Genomic DNA, 17,035 nt, shown 5'->3' with positions numbered 1-17,035 from the left:
GCGCTTAAAGCCCCTGTAACCCCTGTCAGGGCCCTTTTTAACGCAATCCGGAAAGCGGAGTTAGCGGCCGGCTCCCAAAAGATTTGGGGCAATTGCCAGGCCCGGGCGGGCGGGGCGGGCAGGAGCCCGGCAAACGTAGTTCAGCCTCGCCTGTTATCTTTGCTGAAACTCCCCCCCATCCTCCTAACATACCGCCCCATGTCATCCGAAGCTGACGTACTTTCCCCGCAGTCGAAGGCCCACTCTGCCCAAAAAGGCAGCACCAACGCCGCCGGCTTCACCGACTACTTCGACCTCGACGGCCTGCTGACCGAGGAGCACAAGCTCATCCGCCAGAGCATCCGCGACTTCGTGAAGAAGGAAATCAGCCCCAACATCGAGAAGTGGGCGCAGGACGCGCATTTTCCGTCGGAAATCGTGCGCAAGTTCGGCGACGTGGGCGCGTTCGGGCCCACCATTCCCACCGAGTACGGCGGCGGCGGCCTCGACTACATCAGCTACGGCCTGATTATGCAGGAGATTGAGCGCGGCGACTCCGGCATGCGCTCCACGGCCTCGGTGCAGGGCTCGTTGGTGATGTTCCCGATTTACGCCTACGGCTCGGAAGAGCAGCGCAAGAAGTTCCTGCCCAAGCTGGCCTCCGGCGAGTGGCTGGGCTGCTTCGGCCTCACGGAGCCCGACCACGGCTCCAACCCCGGTGGCATGACCACCAACATCAAGGACATGGGCGACTACTACCTGCTGAACGGGGCCAAGCTCTGGATCAGCAACTCGCCCGAGTGCCAGGTAGCGGTGGTGTGGGCCAAAGACGAAACCGGCCGCATCAAGGGTGTTATCGTGGAGCGCGGCATGGAAGGCTTCACTACCCCCGAAATCCACAACAAGTGGAGCCTGCGCGCCAGCACCACCGGCGAGCTGGTGTTCGACAACGTGAAAATCCCGAAGGAAAACCTGCTGCCCAACATCGATGGCCTCCGCGGCCCGCTTTCCTGCCTCGACTCGGCCCGCTTCGGCATTGCCTGGGGTGCCATCGGTGCTGCCATCGACTGCTACGAGTCGGCGCTGAAGTACTCGCTGGAGCGCGAGCAATTCGGCAAGCCGATTGGCGGTTTCCAGTTGCAGCAGAAGAAGCTGGCCGAAATGCTGACCGAAATCACCAAGGCCCAGTTGCTAGTGTGGCGCCTCGGGGTGCTCAAAAACGAAGGTAAGGCCACTTCGGCCCAGATTTCGATGGCCAAGCGCAACTCCGTGGAAATTGCCCTGCACATTGCCCGCGAAGCCCGCCAGATTCATGGCGGCATGGGCATCACCGGCGAATACCCCATCATGCGCCACATGATGAACCTGGAGTCGGTGGTGACCTACGAAGGAACCCACGACATCCACCTGCTCATCACCGGCGCCGATATTACCGGCATTCAGGCCTTCAAGTAAGCGTCTGCCCGCGTATCTTCAAACGGCCGTTCTGGAAGCAGGGCGGCCGTTTTTTATTTGTTATCTACTCGACTATGCAAGCCGATACCCGTCGTTTCCTGGGTGCCGCCCTGTTGCTGGGGGCCGTGTTCTGCGCGGTGTATCTGCGGGTGGCGTACCCGCCGCCGCCGGAGCTAAAGCCGGAGCGGCGGTGGGGGGCGCCGCGCCTGCTGGTGTCCGACAGCGTGCTGTATGGGTTTGTGCGGGAGCTGCTAGCGCAATCCAGCACCGATATGTCGCCCAAAGGCATGGCGCACGCCGATTTCTATATCAGCCGAGTGCTGTTGGAACATAGCCTGCTTCCGGCGCTAGGTAATCCTCCATATCAGTATGCCGCTCAGGAGGATGGCTGGACATTGCAGGAACTATGCAACCGCCGCCTGTTGTCGCCGGCTGACACGGCTTATATGCGGCTCCAAATGAATTATTCCTCAGGTTTTGGGCTAGAACAACGGTTTTTACCCGGCCATCAGGTTGTTTCGGCCGACACAGTTCGGGCAATAGTAAATCGATCAGAAGAGCCATTTATTTTTTTAAGTACGCTGGAACAACGCTACAAAACGCATGACTATTCATACCTGACGTCCCCTCTTTTCTCTCGTGATGGGAAGACCGTAATCGTGGAAATCTCCACTACCTGTGGCAGCCTGTGCGGCAGTGGCGAAACGTGGGTGCTGAAGCGCCGCCAGGGCAAATGGCGCAAAGTGCGGCCGCTGCGTAGTTGGGTGAGTTAGTAGCCAAACAATCATTATGGGCCTCGATACCGTTGAACTTATCGTTGCTTTTGAGGAGCATTTACAACTGGCCATCCCGAACCGGGTGGCGGAAACAATCGGCACCGTGGAGCAGGCCGCGGCGGTCATTTCCCATCTGAAAGGCCTGCCCGCCGACCCGGTGCGCACGGCAGTGTACGACCAGCTACTCGCGCGCCTGCTGGCGTGCCTGCCTCCGCGCCACCCGGCCCTCTCCGAGGCCACAATGCTCACCCAGCTTGAGCTGCTGGGTGCCAACAAGGCGCGAACCCAGGACCTGGCCGCCTGCCTGCAGTTGCAAATGCCCGATTTGGCTCAGACCGGCTGGCCGCCCCGTCTGCCGGGCTGATGGCAGCGCCTGTTCGGAGCTACGCCAGCGCCCCCTACGCCGCCGCCACTTTCACCCGACTGGGCCCAAAGCACCGTCGCCGACCTCACGGAGTGGCTGCTGGCCCAGAACTACCAGCTGCTACTGCCACAGCCCGCTACGCTCTACGAGGTGCAGCGGGCCGTCGTCGGCCTCACCAGCGACCGGTGCGGCGTGCTGGTGCCCGAAATCCGGCTAACAGACAGCTTCACCAACGACTTGGGCATGGATTAAGAATGCCAACTAAACTCCAATTGATAAATACAACCCAGAGTCAAGTTGGAATTACCAAAGCTTACCGTTTTTCCAGCAGAAATGTGAGCGTATTGAGCTTATCCGGGCTCAGCAGTGGGTGTTGCAGATCCGGAACTACGGATTCGGTGGTTTGCATTTGCACCACGGTCCAGCCTTGCTGCCGCAGCTCGTTGAGCTTCAGCATGAGCTGCGCGTGATAATCATGCGACCCTTTGGTCTTTTTGATTAACGGGTATTCGTGCTGCTCCCCGGTGGGGGAGATGGAAACCAGCGCAGGACGGCCCCCAGTATGCAGCGTCAGCAGCATGTAGCCCTCCTCGGAGGTTGGTTTAGGATGGAAAGCCAGGCTGCTATATATGGCCAGTAGTGCGAGTAGATAGAGGATAGATTTTTTCATGCTATCCGCCGTTCAAAAACCTTACCGCAACTCGTCAAAAGCGTATTGCCCGGTGCTCCAGAACTCATCCAGGGCCATCAGGCGGGGCTTGAAGAACGAAATCAGGGCGGGCCAGTCGTCGCGGCTGAACAGGTTTACGGGCGTCAGTTCCGCGAATACGCGGCTGATGGGCTGGCCGTTGGCGTCGGTGGTGTCGGCTTCCCAGCGCCAGGGTTCCCCTACGGCCTCTTGTAGCATGGTCTTCAGCTCGCGCAGCTGCTCAAAGAACAGCTCCCGCACCCCGGCGTCCGGGTGCGTCAGCTCGATGGCTATGGTGGCGTGGCGGGCGTCGGCGTGCAGGCGGAAGTGCACGTGCTTGAGGCCAGTTTTGTAATTGATCCAGTTAGTGGGCACGCCCTCGGCGGAAGGCACCGGCGCCATATACTGGCCGAAAGTGGTCCAGAATGCCTGACGGAGTTGCGTTACTTCGGTTTTGCTATACATGAGCCGTAAAGGTAAAATCCCGGGTGAAATGGTAAGGCACAGTCAGCTTGGTTGGGCAGGATAAGGCCAGGCGCGGTGGAAAGACGGGTTACCGGGCAGGGTAGTACGCGCAATCAGGCCAACCGGGCAATGAGTGCAGCAGGCAACAAACAAGCTGCCTGCCGGCTGCCGCCCGCGCAACTTGCCAGGTCCGCAGCTGAAAACCCGTTTTGCTCCGTATTTTACCGCCTCACAACGGCTTTCCTCCATGCCCAAAACCTCCGATTCCCTGATTCTGCTTGAATGCCTGGTGGCAGGCACCACACACCGCCCTGGTTTGCGCGAGTTTGAGCCCCAGCTGAAAGCCGGCCAGCGCCTCGCACTGCAGCGCGAAGCCGACAGCGCCTACGACGATTGGGCCGTGCGCGTGCTGACTGAAGGTGCGGAGCCGTTCTGGCTGGGCTACCTGCCCGAAGGCCACAACGAAACCGTGGCCCGCATGCTCGACGCCGGTTTTCCGCTGACCAGCCGCCTCACCCACAAAGCCTGGGAAGACGAGTGGCTGCACCTGGAAATCGAAGTGCTGATGCCGCGGTAGCTGGTGGTTAGGGCCTGGGAAATAGGGCTTGGTGATTAGGTAATTGTGCTCCACTGCATTCAACGACCTAAGAACCAAGCCTTTTTTCCAGGCCCTGACACCGAAGCCCTAAAGAGAATCGGCTAAGGCCAGCACTTGCTCACGGGCTTTGTGTAGGGCGGGCTCCTGCGGGAATGTGTATTGCACCCAGCGTGTAAAGCCGCTCACCATTTCGCCTACTGCCTGCCGGCCGCTGGGCTCGGTGGTGGCAGGCGTAGAGGCAGCCGATTCTTCGGGCGGAAGAGTTGGAAACACGCTGCCTAGGCCAACCTTTTCTAGCACCTCGCTCACGAACACCATGCCGCACACCTGCATGGCCTGATAAAGCTGCACCAGCTCCGGCATAGAAAGCGCAAACTCTGCGCCGGGCTCCAGCGTGCTCAAGCGTGCTATCATCGGCTCCAGTGCGGCCGGGCGCAAATCCTCCAGGGCAGCCACAGCAGTCAGGAACGGATGCTCGCCGGCTTCCGGCAGCGAGTGTACCAGCAGCAGGGCCAGCCGCATCATCTGCAGTTGCGGCTCCGAAAAGCGCACCGTGGCCGCTACCGGCGCCGGGGCCGGATGTGCCGCTACATAGTGCGCAAACGCTTCCTCCACGCCCAGCCGGTGCAGCCCCAACGACGGCGTGCCGGGCAGGTGTTCTTCCAGCAGCGCCAGAAAAGCGCCGCTCAGCTCTAGGCAGTACGTTTTCAGCGCCTGTAACTGGTCGGCGTCGATAGCCATCTGGCGCTGCACATACTGCAGCACGGGAGCGGCCAGGCTGGTGTCGAGGGTGAGGCGGCCCAGCAGCAGCAGGTCGTAGAGGGCGCGGGGCTGCTGTTCCAGGGCCTGCAGTAGCTGTTCGTGGCTGGCAATGGTGTTCAGTTCGGCTACGCGCAGGGTGTTGAGGCCGGTGAGGGCCGTCAGCTGTAGCAGCGGCGCATCCTGCGGGCGGCTCAGCAGCTCGGCGCAGGCCATGCCGTGCAGTGAAAGGCAGTGCGCCAGCTGGTCGTAGAAGTCGGCTGGAATGGCGTGCAGCCAGTCAGAAGGAGTGGAGGGCGTAGGCATAAGGCAACAGGCGGAAGACGGCAAAGGTAGGCAGCGCCTCGCGCAGATGCCGCCGATGACGCGCTGCCGCCCTGCCGGATACATGATTTTGCTATCCATATTAGTAAATAATAGAGTTGCGCTATTTTTTTGCTAAAAAGGGCACAATCTGCCGGGCGCAGGTGTTACCTTGCTGCTACCAACTTTTACTCTCCGCATCATGCGCGAACCATTTCTCACCGGCGGCGACGACCACATGGACGCCACCGAAAAAGACATTGACAAGGCGCTCCGGCCGCTTTCCTTCGACGATTTCGCGGGCCAGGACAAGGTGGTCGAGAATCTGAAGGTGTTTGTGGCCGCCGCCCGCCGCCGCGGCGACGCCCTCGACCATGTGTTGCTGCACGGTCCTCCCGGCCTGGGCAAAACCACTCTCTCGCACATCATCGCCAACGAGCTGCAGTCGGGCATCAAAATGACCAGCGGCCCGGTGCTCGACAAGCCCTCCGACCTGGCCGGCCTACTTACCAACCTGGAGCCGCACGACGTGCTGTTCATCGACGAAATCCACCGTCTGAACCCCGTGGTAGAGGAATACCTCTACTCGGCCATGGAAGACTACCGCATTGACATCATGCTCGATTCGGGTCCGAATGCGCGGTCGGTGCAGATTTCGCTGTCGCCGTTCACGCTGATTGGGGCCACCACCCGCTCGGGTATGCTCACGTCACCGTTGCGGGCCCGCTTCGGCATCAGCTCCCGCCTTGAATACTATGATTCCAAGCTGCTGACCAGCATTGTGCAGCGCTCGGCCGAAATTCTGGGCACTCCGATTTACGAAGATGCCGCCTACGAAATTGCCCGCCGCTCGCGCGGGACGCCGCGTATTGCCAACAACCTGTTGCGCCGCACCCGCGACTTTGCGCAGGTGAAAGGCGACGGCAGCATCACCATGGACATTGCTCAGTTTGCACTTAACGCCCTCGACGTGGACGCCCGCGGCCTCGACGACATGGACAAGCGCATTCTGACCACCATCATCGACAAGTTCAAAGGCGGGCCGGTGGGCATCAGCACCATTGCCACGGCCTGCGGCGAGGAAGGCGAAACTATCGAGGAAGTGTACGAGCCCTTCCTGATTCAGGAAGGATACATCAAGCGCACCAGCCGCGGCCGCGAGGCTACCGAAGCTGCCTACCTGCACCTCGGCCGCGCTATGCCGCAGCACCTGCGCGGCAACACCACTACCGGGGAGTTGTTCAGCTAAGCCGGTAGCTGCTCTTGTCATCCTGAGCACAGCGAAGGACCTTGCTGCGTTGGAACGAGTCGTGAGTCGATTGTCGTTTCGGCGTGGTGAGGTCCTTTGCTGTGCTCAGGATGATGTATTTTTGTGGCTTATCTACCCAGCTCTCGTGTTACCTACCGCCCATTATACCGCCTTCATCAAGCGCCGCGCGGCGGAATTGGGCTTTATGTACTGCGGGATTTCTGAGGCCGGGTTTCTGGAGGAAGAAGCCCCGCGCCTCGAAAGCTGGCTGAACCAGAACATGCACGGCCAGATGGCCTACATGGCCAACCACTTCGATAAGCGCCTCGACCCGCGCCTGCTCGTGGATGGGGCCCGGTCGGTGATTTCGTTGCTGCTCAACTACTACCCGCCTGAGGAAACGCAGCAGCCCGACGACACACTCAAAATCAGCAAATACGCCTACGGCCGCGACTACCACTTCGTCATCAAAGACAAGCTGAAAACGCTGCTGGCCGACATGCAGGAGGAAATTGGAGAAATAGGTGGGCGCTGTTTTGTCGATTCGGCGCCGGTGATGGACAAGGCCTGGGCCAAGAAGAGTGGGCTGGGCTGGGTTGGCAAAAATTCCAACCTGATCCGACCCGGCACCGGCAGCTTCTTCTTTATTGCCGAGCTGATTGTGGACGTGCCGCTGGACTACGACGGACCCATCAAGGACTACTGCGGCACCTGCACCAAGTGCGTGGATGCCTGCCCCACGCAGGCTATTACGGAGCCTTATGTAGTAGATGGCAGCAAATGCATCAGCTACTTCACCATCGAACTGAAAGACCAGATTCCGCGTGAAGTAGACGGTAAATTCGGCAATTGGGTGTTCGGCTGCGACATCTGTCAGGATGTGTGCCCCTGGAACCGATTCAGTAAGCCCCACCAGGAGCCGCAGTTCAGCCCGCACCCTGGCCTGAGAGACCTGTCGGCCACGGACTGGCAGGAAATCACGCACGAGCTGTTTTCGGAGCTATTTAGGCAGTCGGCCGTGAAGCGCACCGGCTACGCGGGCCTCACGCGCAATATCCGGTTTGTCGTGGGTGAGGAGTGAACTTGCTGAAGCTTTGATAAAGCAGAACTGCCCCGGCTACCACTTGTGGTGACCGGGGCAGTTCTGCTTTGTGATAGGAGCTTGTTAAGCCGGGGTAGCCTGCGTGAATACACGGTTCAGGATCCGGCGGTAGAGAGTAGAAAACTGCTCGTAGCACCATGCTTTGAGTTGCAGCAGTTCGTCGGGGAGCATAGTACGTAACGCCTTGCGAAGCTCCTTCTCGAAGAGAATCTTGTCGAAGCTTACTTTCAGCAGGATGGTTTTAGCGTATTCTAGCATCTCAGGTTAAATATTGTGTTCTGGTGGGGTGGGTGGAGTATGGAAGGATGGCAGGCAAGCTATACGGAGCCAGTAAAAAACAGTCGGCCCCGTGCCGGGGAGTATTCAATATTTTGTTGAAAACTACAAAAAAAACCTCGTTTGGTTCAAACAGGATTATGGCCAAGCCCTATCAGGGCTTTGAGCCGCGAACAAAAAAGGGAACGACAAATGTCGTTCCCTTGGCGTACTGGACGATGCCGAAACAGAAAGCTTAATAAGAAAATAACGCCAGTATACTGCTGGCTTGCGCTGTGGTGAGCGGCTCGTCAAATGCCTCTGGTACGCCCTGTGTCAGGATGTTGGTGCCCGGGAAGCCGATAGGCAGCAGCCGGAACGGCACAGGCCGGTAGCTGGGTACTGACTGCTCAAGCGCATTTTCTCCGCTATATACGACGTCCGTTTTTCCGGCAACCGTAATGGAGGCGTCGGCTGGGCTGGGCCAGGGCTTCACTACAGCGCCGCGCTTTTGTCGGATCAGGCGGATGCGGGCTGCGTGCCGGGCTTCTGTGGAATGCATCTGCAAAGCAGTCTGCAGAATAAAGGTATTGCCCATCAGAAACTCCACCTGTCCTTTATAAGCCCGTACACCGGCATCTTCCAGCAGCTGCGCAAGCCGCAGGAAGTCATCGAAGTTACTGAACACTGACGCAAAAAAGGCAGGCTGCGTGCCATTGCGGCTGCCCGTGAAGTCGTAGTTAGGCCGGGCCGGCACCGTAGCGCCCGAGTTGGTGATGGCATCAGTGAGCAGCGTGATATGCTGCTGCTGCTGGCGCTGCATCGTTACGATGGACGCCCGAACAGTGGCATCGGCAGGGAAGAAGCCTGCCGGGGCTGCCAGTGCCCGCGTGTAGAAAGCCTCCTGCAGCCGCTCCAGCTGCAGTGCAACGGTCAGCGAGTCGATGATGGTGGTGGTGGCCGCCTGAGTTGGAAGTGCAGCCAAACCTAGCGGCAGCGCAGCCGCCAGGGTTTTGGCGCTAAAACGGCCAAGGTTTTCCAGTGCGGCACGGCGCGGTGCCGACTGCTCCAGCTGTAATGAATCGGTAGTAGCCAGTTCGGCCAGAAGCTTCAAAAGATACATAGCAAGCAGTGCCTTAAGTGGTCGGCAGGTTTGCCGTGGAAATGGTTACTGGCACAAAGGGCTGAATCAACGCCACCACCTGGGCCGGCGTTTTGGCGTCATCAAGGCCAGTGGTGCCCACGTTGTCGGCGAAGGAGCCAGGCTGCAATACTTCGCGGACCAGAGCGGCATGCCGGGCCTCCACTGAAGCCAGCTTGCCCAAGGCATTCAGGTACTCAGCCGAGGTCAGGTATTTGGCCGCGCCGTTATAAGCAGCCACCCCAATTTCTTCTAGCTGGCGAGCAGCAGCCCACACGCCGGCGCGGGTAGTGAGCGTGAAGGTAGAGAAGTCGAAAACCAGCGGCGTAGCCAGCGTGCTGTCGTAGGCTGAGGTGCCAAGGGCGTACTTCAGGTACTCGCGGTGAATCAGCTCATGGTCGCGCAGGTCGGTGAGGTAAGCCAGTTCACCCGGCAGCAGATCAGTAGGGGGCGTGGTCACTACCTTGTCATAGAATGCAGCCTCCAGTTGCTCCAGTAGATAAGCGTAGTTGAGCACCGACAAGTTGGGGCTGCTGGTAGGTGTGGCGACAAAACTACCCAAGCTGAGCAAATTGGTGCCAACAACAGGTGCCGGGTCATCATCGTCGCCGCAGCCAGTCAACACAAGCGCCGTAGCTGCCGCACCGGCTCCGGCTACGCGAAAGAAAGAGCGGCGGGCAAGCATCCGCGCCGGAGAGGAAGGAGTGTGCATAAGAAAGAATTGAGCGGTTCCGAAGCAGAAAACAGCCTGGCACCAACCTAACAAAGATAGCCTGTTAAGATGGGATGCTCTAACAGGAAAAATGGTTGCACAAAAAAGGGCACCCCATTATGGAGTGCCCTTTTGCAAGCAATTCTAGAACCTGCGCAGCAGACGCTTAGAAAGTGGCCGTAGCCCGGGCTATTGCCGTTACGGTCGTGTTGTCGAGGCCTTCGTCGAAAGCAGCGCTTACATCTTCAGCAGCGTAGGTGGTCGTGCCGATGGTAGTCAGCGTGAGGCCACCTTGCGAAACGTTGCTCTCCGCCGGGAACGTAGCTACCGGGTTGCCGGCGCCATATACCACGGCTGGAACACCATTTGCATCAGCGTTATTGATCCAAGGGAAGATGGTGGTCTGGTTGCCGGCAGTGGCACCGCGGCGCATATAGCGGATATGCGCTGCGTGACGGGCCTCTACCGAGTGAATCTGCACAGCTACCGTCAGCAGGTTCACCGTATTGCCACCTACTGTTGGGTTGAGAGTACGGGGGATGTTATTTACCTGGCCTTTATAGGCACGCACACCTGTGTCTTCGAGGGCCTGAGCCGTGCCGAGGAAGCTGGCATACGTTGCGAAAGCAGTACCGAAGTTGAAGTTGGCCGGCGCCGGGGCTGCTGCAGCGCCCAGAGCCGTTTCTAACAATCTAACGTGAGCCAACTCGTGGGCGCGGATGGTTTCAACGGACGTACGGGCAGTACCCGTGAGTGCAGCCGTGAGAGTAGCGGCCGACAACGCCTGGTTGTAATAGCTGTATTCCAGGCGCTCCAGCAGCAGCGCGTAGTTCAGGATATCGTTTACTGCGGTCAGCGTGTTCTGGCCCATGGCCTTGTTGAACGCCGAGCCGATGGCAATCGGAGCAGCCGCCAGGGCCATCTTCTTGCTGATGTCACCGAGGGCCGTGAGGGCGCTACGACGGTGCGTGAGGCGGTCCATAATTTCAGGATCTGCCTTTTCCAGCTCAGAGATTAATTTGAAGAGATTCATACAAGAGAAGATTCAGGGTTGGAAAAGGAGAATTAGCTACCTACGTTGGCACCGTTGATAGTTTCCCGGATGAACGGCTGAGCGGCAGCCAGTACCTGCGTTACGGTAAACGCCTGGTCAAGACCATTGGCGTCTACAGTGCCGCTGGCGGAGGTAGCGGCAGCAAAGCTGCCGGGCGTCAGCAAGTCGCGGATGTAAGCAGCATGACGGGCTTCCACCGAAACAATCTTGCCGGCCAGCAGCAGATACGTTGGGCTCTGGATAAGACGAGCAGCGCCGTTGTAGGCCGCTACGCCCAGATCTTCAAACGTGCGAGCCGTGGTCAGTACCGAGTTACGGTCGTTGAAATTCACGGTGCTGAAATTTGGCGTCAAACCCGGGATGACCTGGGTTGGAGCAACAGCCGTAATGGCGGCTTTGAAAAAGTCGCGGTGAATGGCTTCGTGGCGGGAAATAGCCGTCAGTGCTGCGCGCTCATCCGTGGTAATGTTGGCGTAAGGAGTAGCAATTACCTGCGCATAGAAAGCAGCTTCCAATTGCTCTAAGGCATACGCATAGTTCAATACACCCACGTCGCCCGATCCTAGATTTACGGTACCGGCAGGAGTGGTGCCATTGTCGTCATCGTCGTCGTCGCAGCCTGAGAGCAGCAAAGCGGTAGCGCCAGCAGTGGCGCCAGCATACATGAAGAACGAACGGCGCTGGATTGGGACGTGAAGAGGCTTGGTGAAATCAGCCTCTTCGCCACCTTTTTTGAGGTTGTCGGACATGGAGTAGAAAATTTGGTAAGGGGAATGTTTCGGCGGTGAACTACCTTGCTAGTCTTTGAAAAGAAGCTTTTTCTGAAAAAGAAATAGAGGTAGAATTGGGTATTTGGCTTCACTTACGACGCCCCTCTGTGCAGGGATTGTAGTAAGCCAAAATTTTGCACCTTATTCATAGTAATGGGTATAGATAATTTACAGTAATACAGGTGTTTGCTGCAAGCAAAATAGGTCAGGTCAAGGGGTTAGCGCCAAGAAGGCTTTTTAGCGTAATTTTGGAGTTGATAAGACACAGTATGCTTCGGTTTGTAGGTTGGGTAATCTTTTTGCTGTGCCTTGCTGTTGGGCCGCCAGTTGCTAGAGCACAGCCGCCCGCCAAGCCGCCTGCTACTACCAGTTTCCAAGTGAAGCTGGAGCTGGGCCGTACAACCTTTCCCATAACAGAGTACTTCACTATCAGCTTTAAGCTGAGCGGCGCTACGCTAGAGCGGTATTCGGCTTTTCCTGATCTGGAAGGGTTCAAAAAAAGCGGTAAGTCCAGTACCACCACCACCCGCATTGTGGAGGGCCGCACAACCACTGAACTGACGATTACGCAGCGCTACGCCGCCTATGCCGAAGGTGAATACACCCTCAAACCGTTTTCCCTGACCGTAAACGGGCAAGTGGTGCGCTCGGCCGGAGCCAAGCTAGTGGTAGCTCCCGCGCCAACCGCAGCGCCTGCTCCGTCGGCCGGCGGAGCGCCGCAGGGCATTGGCCTGATGGATCTGTTGTTTGGTAAGCCTAAACCGCAGGAGTACGTCGAGCCCAAAGACAACGCTTTTCTAGCCTTGGTACCCGACAAAACTAGCGTGTACGTGGGGGAAGGCGTGCACCTGGGATTATATTTCTACCTCACGCCCTCCGACCAAGGGCTACTGGATTTCTACAACTTTCCGGGCCAGTTGCCAGGTATTCTGCGTCAGCTGCGGCAGCGTACTGCCTGGGAAGAGGCATTCAACGAGCAGGAGATAGTGCCGGAGCCAGTAACGATGGGCGGCAAGCCATTTCTGCGCTACCGTCTCTACGAGGCCGAATATTACCCGCTTAACACCGAGCCGCTGGTGTTTGGGGAGGTGGCGCTGCAGATGGTGAAGTATCGTTTAGCCAAAAAGCCTGCGGAGGGCCTTGACAACCGCATGGAAGGCTACAAAACCTACCGTGCCGCCGCTCGCACCATTGCCGTAAAGCCCCTGCCGCCGCACCCGCTACGCGACCAAGTAGCTGTGGGCAGCTACCAGCTCCGCGAAGCTATTGACCGCACCGCGTTTCGCACGGGGCAGGCTTTCACGTACACGTTTGGGGTGGAAGGGGAAGGCAATCTGGCGGCCCTGAATGCGCCGCTGGTACAGCCCCGGCCGGGCCTGGAAGTGTACGGGCCCGATGTGCAGCAGGAAGTAACCCGCCAGACCGGCCGGGTAGGGGGGCGCAAGGCGTTCCAGTACCGGCTGGTAGCACGCCAGCCAGGCATGTTGCCTCTCGACAGCCTGTTGCAACTGATATATTTCGACCCCGCAACCGGGCGCTACGATACGCTGCGGCCAGAACTGCGCCCCACCGTGCGCGGCGCCGTCCGGACCGAGCTGGCTTTCCGGGCTCACACCGACGACCCATTTTACCAAACGGTGCTCTTTGATGCCAGCAACCGCCTGCAGCCGCTGGATGCCTACCGCGACGTGCGCCGCTACGCCACTTATATTCTGGCTGGGTTGCTGGCTGTTGCCAGCTGGGGCTGGTGGCAGGCGAAAAGGTGACAGGTGATAAGGGGACTCAGTATTCTGAAGCTGCAGAAGGCCTCCTTACTGCAGAATAATTGCTGCCCTTTCCGCCTGCGCGTAATTAAGGTTCAGCCCAGGCTCAGCAGGACAGCTACCTTTGTCACCTGTCACCTGTCACCTGTCACCTGTCACATCATCACATCATCACATCATCACATCATCCCATGAATTCTTTCGGCTCGCTGTTTCGTATTACCACGTTTGGAGAATCGCACGGGCCGGGAATTGGAGTGGTGATTGACGGCTGTCCGGCGGGATTGGTAGTGGCCACCGAAACTATTCAGGCGGCGCTGGACCGGCGCCGGCCCGGCCAGAGCGACCTAACCACGCCGCGCCAGGAGGCCGACCGGGTGGAGGTACAGTCGGGCATTTTCCAAGGCCAAACCACGGGCACGCCTATTAGCCTTTACATCCGCAACCAGGACCAGGCCAGCCACGACTACTCCCACATCGAGCACGCCTACCGCCCTTCGCACGCAGACTACACTTACGACCAGAAATACGGCCGGCGTGACTACCGCGGCGGCGGCCGCAGCTCGGCCCGCGAAACAGCTGCCCGCGTGGCCGCCGGCGCTGTGGCCCAGCAGTTGCTTGAGCAGCAAGGTATTCGGGTGCAGAGCTACGTGTCGCAGGTGGGCGCGGTGGCCGTGCCGGTAGGCTATGAGCAGCTGGACCTGCGCCTGATCGACTCGAACCCAGTGCGCTGCCCGCACCCGGAAACGGCTGAGCGCATGGCCGAGCTGATCCGCCAGACCCGCGACCGGCACGACACGGTAGGCGGCCTCGTGACGGGCGTGCTGACGGGCGTGCCGGCCGGCCTCGGCGAGCCAGTGTTCGACAAGCTGCATTCCGAGCTGGGCCGGGCCATGTTGGGCATCAACGCCGTGAAAGGCTTCGAGTACGGCTCTGGCTTTGCGGGCACGCTGCTGTTCGGCTCCGAGCACAACGACCCATTCTATACTGACGAAACCGGGCAGGTGCGCACCCATACCAATCATTCGGGGGGCATTCAGGGCGGCATTTCTAATGGGCAGGATATCTACTTTCGGGTCGCCTTCAAGCCTGTAGCCACTATTCTGCAGCCTCAGGCCACCATCAACGACCAGGGCGAGGCTATCAGCCTGGCTGGCCGTGGCCGCCACGACCCGTGCGTGCTGCCGCGCGCCGTGCCCATTGTGGATGCCATGTCCAGCCTCGTGCTGGCCGACATGCTGCTGCGCGCCCGCGCCAACCGGGTATAGGCAACGGCTGTTATACTTAAAAGATATTCAAGGGCCCGGTTGCAATCCACGCTGAAGCCGCAACCGGGCCCGGTATTTTCCTGCGTTGCCGGCGCGGTCATTTTTGGCCGCGCCGGCAGATTTTGCGTTGCTCATTGCCTATGGCTGTTCCTCAACTTGTGCGTCCGCTGGTGCGGCCTTTCACTGAATTTTTCCGCCGCGAAGCGGCCGGCGGTATTATGCTGATGGCCAGTGCGGTGCTGGCGCTGCTGATGGCCAACACCAGCTGGGGCCCGGCGGCCTACTTCCCGCAGATCTGGGAAAAGCACTTGAAATTTTCGCTCAACGGCCTGGTGCTCGACATGAGCCTGGTGCACTGGATCAACGACGGGCTGATGAGCGTGTTCTTCCTGATTGTGGGCCTGGAAATTAAGCGCGAAGTGGTGGAAGGCGAGTTGTCGGAATGGCGGCAGGCGGCCCTGCCCATTGCGGGGGCGCTGGGCGGTATGCTGCTGCCGGTCCTGCTCTACTTTCTGGTGAACCGCGGCCTGCCCACCCAAAACGGCTGGGGTATCCCGATGGCCACCGACATTGCCTTTGCGCTGGCGGTGCTGCAACTGCTGGGGCCGCGCGTGCCGCTGGGCCTCAAGGTGTTTCTCACGGCCCTAGCCATCGTCGATGATTTGGGTGCCGTCCTGGTTATTGCCGGCTTTTACACCGCCAACCTCGACCTGACTTATCTGCTGCTGGCGTTGGGCGTGTGGGCGCTGCTGCTGAACCTGAATTTTCTGGGGGCGCGCAGCTTGGCTGTCTACCTGCCGCTGGGCGTGCTGCTGTGGTTTTTTATGCACCAGTCGGGCGTGCATGCCACGCTGGCGGGCGTGCTGCTGGCGCTGGCCATTCCGTCGCGCATCAGGCGGGCCCGCCCCGAGATTCTGTTGATGCTCAACGACCGACTGAGCATGCTACAGCACGAGGTGCACGGGGCCGATGCCAATCCACGCATCATCAGCGAGGAACTAGAATACCTGTCGGACGCCATCAGTTCGCCGGCTCAGAAGCTGGAGCAGCGCCTGCACTCGGTGGTGGCGTTTGGCATCATTCCGCTGTTTGCCTTCGCCAATACCAGCCTCATAATCGACGCTGGCGTGTTCGGGCAGCTGTTGTCGCCGCTGGGGCTGGGCATTCTGCTGGGACTGGTGGTGGGCAAGCCGCTGGGCATTGGGCTGCTGTCGTGGCTGAGCGTGCGGTTGGGCTGGGCCTCACTGCCGGCGGGCGTTACGTGGCGCCACCTATGGGGCGCTGGCGTGCTGGGCGGTATTGGGTTCACGATGTCGTTGTTTATTACACTGCTGGCACTCGGCGAGAATTCGGCCGGTGAGCCAGTGGCCAAACTGGCCATTCTGTGTGCCTCGCTTGTGTCAGGCCTTGCTGGGTTTCTGCTGCTGCGTACTGCGCCCGCGTCGCCCGCGGCAGTTTAATGGTCCTTAATGGTCCCTAACCGCTCCGATACTTTATTTCCTGGTTACCTTTGCAACTATTGCCGCCTTGTGCGGTTTTAAGTGTCAGGCCGAACAGATCTGGCCTGGCTTTCTCCCGCTTGTCTCCAAGTCTTTCAAACATGGCTGAACAACTCACTGCCCCCGCAGGACCGGTTTCTATCTACGCCGAAGCCTCGCCCAACCCCGAATCCATGAAGTTCGTGCTCAATGCCCAGCTGCTGGCTGATGGCGTGAGCGTGGACTATCCCAATCTCGAAGCTGCGGTGAATTCGCCGCTGGCTCAGGAGCTTTTCAACTTCGATTACGTGGGCCGCGTGTTTATTGCCCAGAACTTCGTCACCGTTACTAAAACTACCGAGCACCAGTGGGCGCAACTTATTCCCGAGCTGCGCACCTTCCTGAAGTCGTACGTGGAGGCTAGTGGCCCTATCTTCACCGTAGACCCCGCCGCCGAGCAGAAAGCTGCTCAGCAGGCCGCCGCTACCGGCTCGGCCGATTCGTCGGAAGCCGATCAGCAAACCAGCCAGAAAATTATCGACCTGCTCGACAACTACGTGCGCCCTGCCGTGGAGCAGGATGGAGGCAACATCACCTTCAAAAGCTACCACGAAGGCATCGTGACCGTGAACCTGCAGGGTTCGTGCTCGGGCTGCCCCTCGGCCACCGTTACGCTGAAATCAGGCATCGAAAACCTGCTCAAGCGCATGGTACCCGAAGTGAAAGAGGTAGTAGCTGAAGGCATCATCGCCCAACACTAAGCAGCCAAGTAGCTGCAACGCAAAAGCCCCGAACCAGTTGGTTCGGGGCTTTTTTGTGTGCTGGTAGGGAGGGTAGTACAATGAACTACTGCAAC

The 17,035-nt window shown here is 59.2% G+C and carries 18 protein-coding genes; 10 read left to right on the top strand and 8 right to left on the bottom strand.

Annotated features, from left to right (window positions below):
- Positions 1-198: 198 nt before the first annotated feature.
- The 3 genes from H8B14_RS02205 to H8B14_RS02195 all read left to right on the top strand — a co-directional run bounded on the left by H8B14_RS02205 (position 199) and on the right by H8B14_RS02195 (position 2,574).
- The gene (locus H8B14_RS02205) at positions 199-1,434 is read left to right on the top strand and encodes an acyl-CoA dehydrogenase family protein (protein ID WP_261989846.1); all 1,236 of its coding nucleotides are present in this window, start codon (positions 199-201) and stop codon (positions 1,432-1,434) included.
- 74 nt (positions 1,435-1,508) lie between these two features.
- A complete protein-coding gene (locus H8B14_RS02200; RefSeq protein WP_187313992.1) occupies positions 1,509-2,207 on the top strand; it encodes a hypothetical protein in 699 nt (232 codons plus the stop codon).
- Positions 2,208-2,223: 16 nt separating this feature from the next.
- Positions 2,224-2,574 (top strand): acyl carrier protein, encoded by a 351-nt coding sequence (locus tag H8B14_RS02195; protein ID WP_187313991.1) that lies wholly within the window; start codon positions 2,224-2,226, stop codon positions 2,572-2,574.
- Between the two features lie 313 nt (positions 2,575-2,887).
- On the opposite strand, the gene H8B14_RS02190 is transcribed toward H8B14_RS02195, so the two are convergent.
- Together H8B14_RS02190 and H8B14_RS02185 are read right to left on the bottom strand one after the other, a co-directional pair.
- Complete coding sequence (locus H8B14_RS02190; protein ID WP_187313990.1) at positions 2,888-3,244, bottom strand: hypothetical protein; 357 nt, start codon at positions 3,242-3,244, stop codon at positions 2,888-2,890.
- Between the two features lie 21 nt (positions 3,245-3,265).
- Complete coding sequence (locus H8B14_RS02185; protein ID WP_187313989.1) at positions 3,266-3,727, bottom strand: DUF4268 domain-containing protein; 462 nt, start codon at positions 3,725-3,727, stop codon at positions 3,266-3,268.
- A 247-nt stretch (positions 3,728-3,974) separates the two neighbouring features.
- On the opposite strand from H8B14_RS02185, the gene H8B14_RS02180 reads away from it, so the two are divergent.
- Positions 3,975-4,304 carry an HIRAN domain-containing protein gene (locus H8B14_RS02180; RefSeq protein WP_187313988.1) on the top strand — a complete coding sequence of 110 codons (330 nt, stop codon included), beginning with the start codon at positions 3,975-3,977 and terminating at the stop codon, positions 4,302-4,304.
- 108 nt (positions 4,305-4,412) lie between these two features.
- On the opposite strand, the gene H8B14_RS02175 is transcribed toward H8B14_RS02180, so the two are convergent.
- Complete coding sequence (locus tag H8B14_RS02175; RefSeq protein WP_187313987.1) at positions 4,413-5,390, bottom strand: hypothetical protein; 978 nt, start codon at positions 5,388-5,390, stop codon at positions 4,413-4,415.
- 199 nt (positions 5,391-5,589) lie between these two features.
- Here H8B14_RS02175 and ruvB point away from each other — a divergent pair, with 199 nt between their 5' ends.
- Together ruvB and queG are read left to right on the top strand one after the other, a co-directional pair.
- Positions 5,590-6,636, top strand: a complete 1,047-nt coding sequence (gene ruvB / locus H8B14_RS02170; protein WP_187313986.1) for a Holliday junction branch migration DNA helicase RuvB — start codon at positions 5,590-5,592, stop codon at positions 6,634-6,636.
- A gap of 145 nt (positions 6,637-6,781) precedes the next feature.
- Positions 6,782-7,717, top strand: a complete 936-nt coding sequence (queG, locus tag H8B14_RS02165; RefSeq protein ID WP_187313985.1) for a tRNA epoxyqueuosine(34) reductase QueG — start codon at positions 6,782-6,784, stop codon at positions 7,715-7,717.
- Positions 7,718-7,801: 84 nt separating this feature from the next.
- Here queG and H8B14_RS02160 read toward each other — a convergent pair whose 3' ends face one another.
- The 5 genes from H8B14_RS02160 to H8B14_RS02140 form a co-directional block, all read right to left on the bottom strand.
- Positions 7,802-7,996 carry a hypothetical protein gene (locus H8B14_RS02160; protein WP_187313984.1) on the bottom strand — a complete coding sequence of 65 codons (195 nt, stop codon included), beginning with the start codon at positions 7,994-7,996 and terminating at the stop codon, positions 7,802-7,804.
- Positions 7,997-8,249: 253 nt separating this feature from the next.
- The gene (locus H8B14_RS02155; protein WP_187313983.1) at positions 8,250-9,116 is read right to left on the bottom strand and encodes a ferritin-like domain-containing protein; all 867 of its coding nucleotides are present in this window, start codon (positions 9,114-9,116) and stop codon (positions 8,250-8,252) included.
- A 13-nt stretch (positions 9,117-9,129) separates the two neighbouring features.
- On the bottom strand, positions 9,130-9,846 hold the full coding sequence (locus H8B14_RS02150; RefSeq protein WP_187313982.1) for a ferritin-like domain-containing protein: 717 nt from the start codon (positions 9,844-9,846) through the stop codon (positions 9,130-9,132).
- Positions 9,847-10,012: 166 nt separating this feature from the next.
- Positions 10,013-10,879: a ferritin-like domain-containing protein gene (locus H8B14_RS02145; RefSeq protein ID WP_187313981.1), complete on the bottom strand. Its 867-nt coding sequence runs from the start codon at positions 10,877-10,879 to the stop codon at positions 10,013-10,015.
- Between the two features lie 32 nt (positions 10,880-10,911).
- Positions 10,912-11,649: a ferritin-like domain-containing protein gene (locus H8B14_RS02140; RefSeq protein ID WP_187313980.1), complete on the bottom strand. Its 738-nt coding sequence runs from the start codon at positions 11,647-11,649 to the stop codon at positions 10,912-10,914.
- A gap of 398 nt (positions 11,650-12,047) precedes the next feature.
- On the opposite strand from H8B14_RS02140, the gene H8B14_RS02135 reads away from it, so the two are divergent.
- From H8B14_RS02135 to H8B14_RS02120, 4 genes are all read left to right on the top strand, one after another.
- Entirely contained in the window at positions 12,048-13,436 is a 1,389-nt protein-coding gene (locus tag H8B14_RS02135; RefSeq protein ID WP_187313979.1) for a BatD family protein, read from the top strand.
- Positions 13,437-13,624: 188 nt separating this feature from the next.
- Positions 13,625-14,701: a chorismate synthase gene (gene aroC, locus H8B14_RS02130; RefSeq protein WP_187313978.1), complete on the top strand. Its 1,077-nt coding sequence runs from the start codon at positions 13,625-13,627 to the stop codon at positions 14,699-14,701.
- A 140-nt stretch (positions 14,702-14,841) separates the two neighbouring features.
- The gene (nhaA, locus tag H8B14_RS02125) at positions 14,842-16,161 is read left to right on the top strand and encodes a Na+/H+ antiporter NhaA (RefSeq protein ID WP_187313977.1); all 1,320 of its coding nucleotides are present in this window, start codon (positions 14,842-14,844) and stop codon (positions 16,159-16,161) included.
- 140 nt (positions 16,162-16,301) lie between these two features.
- Positions 16,302-16,940: a NifU family protein gene (locus tag H8B14_RS02120; RefSeq protein WP_187313976.1), complete on the top strand. Its 639-nt coding sequence runs from the start codon at positions 16,302-16,304 to the stop codon at positions 16,938-16,940.
- Positions 16,941-17,035: the final 95 nt, after the last annotated feature.

Origin of the sequence: Hymenobacter puniceus, assembly GCF_014333525.1 — a bacterium.
In the GTDB taxonomy this organism is placed as follows: domain Bacteria; phylum Bacteroidota; class Bacteroidia; order Cytophagales; family Hymenobacteraceae; genus Hymenobacter.
Note: the sequence above shows the minus strand (reverse complement) of the source record. Positions and strands in the feature narration are given on the sequence as shown.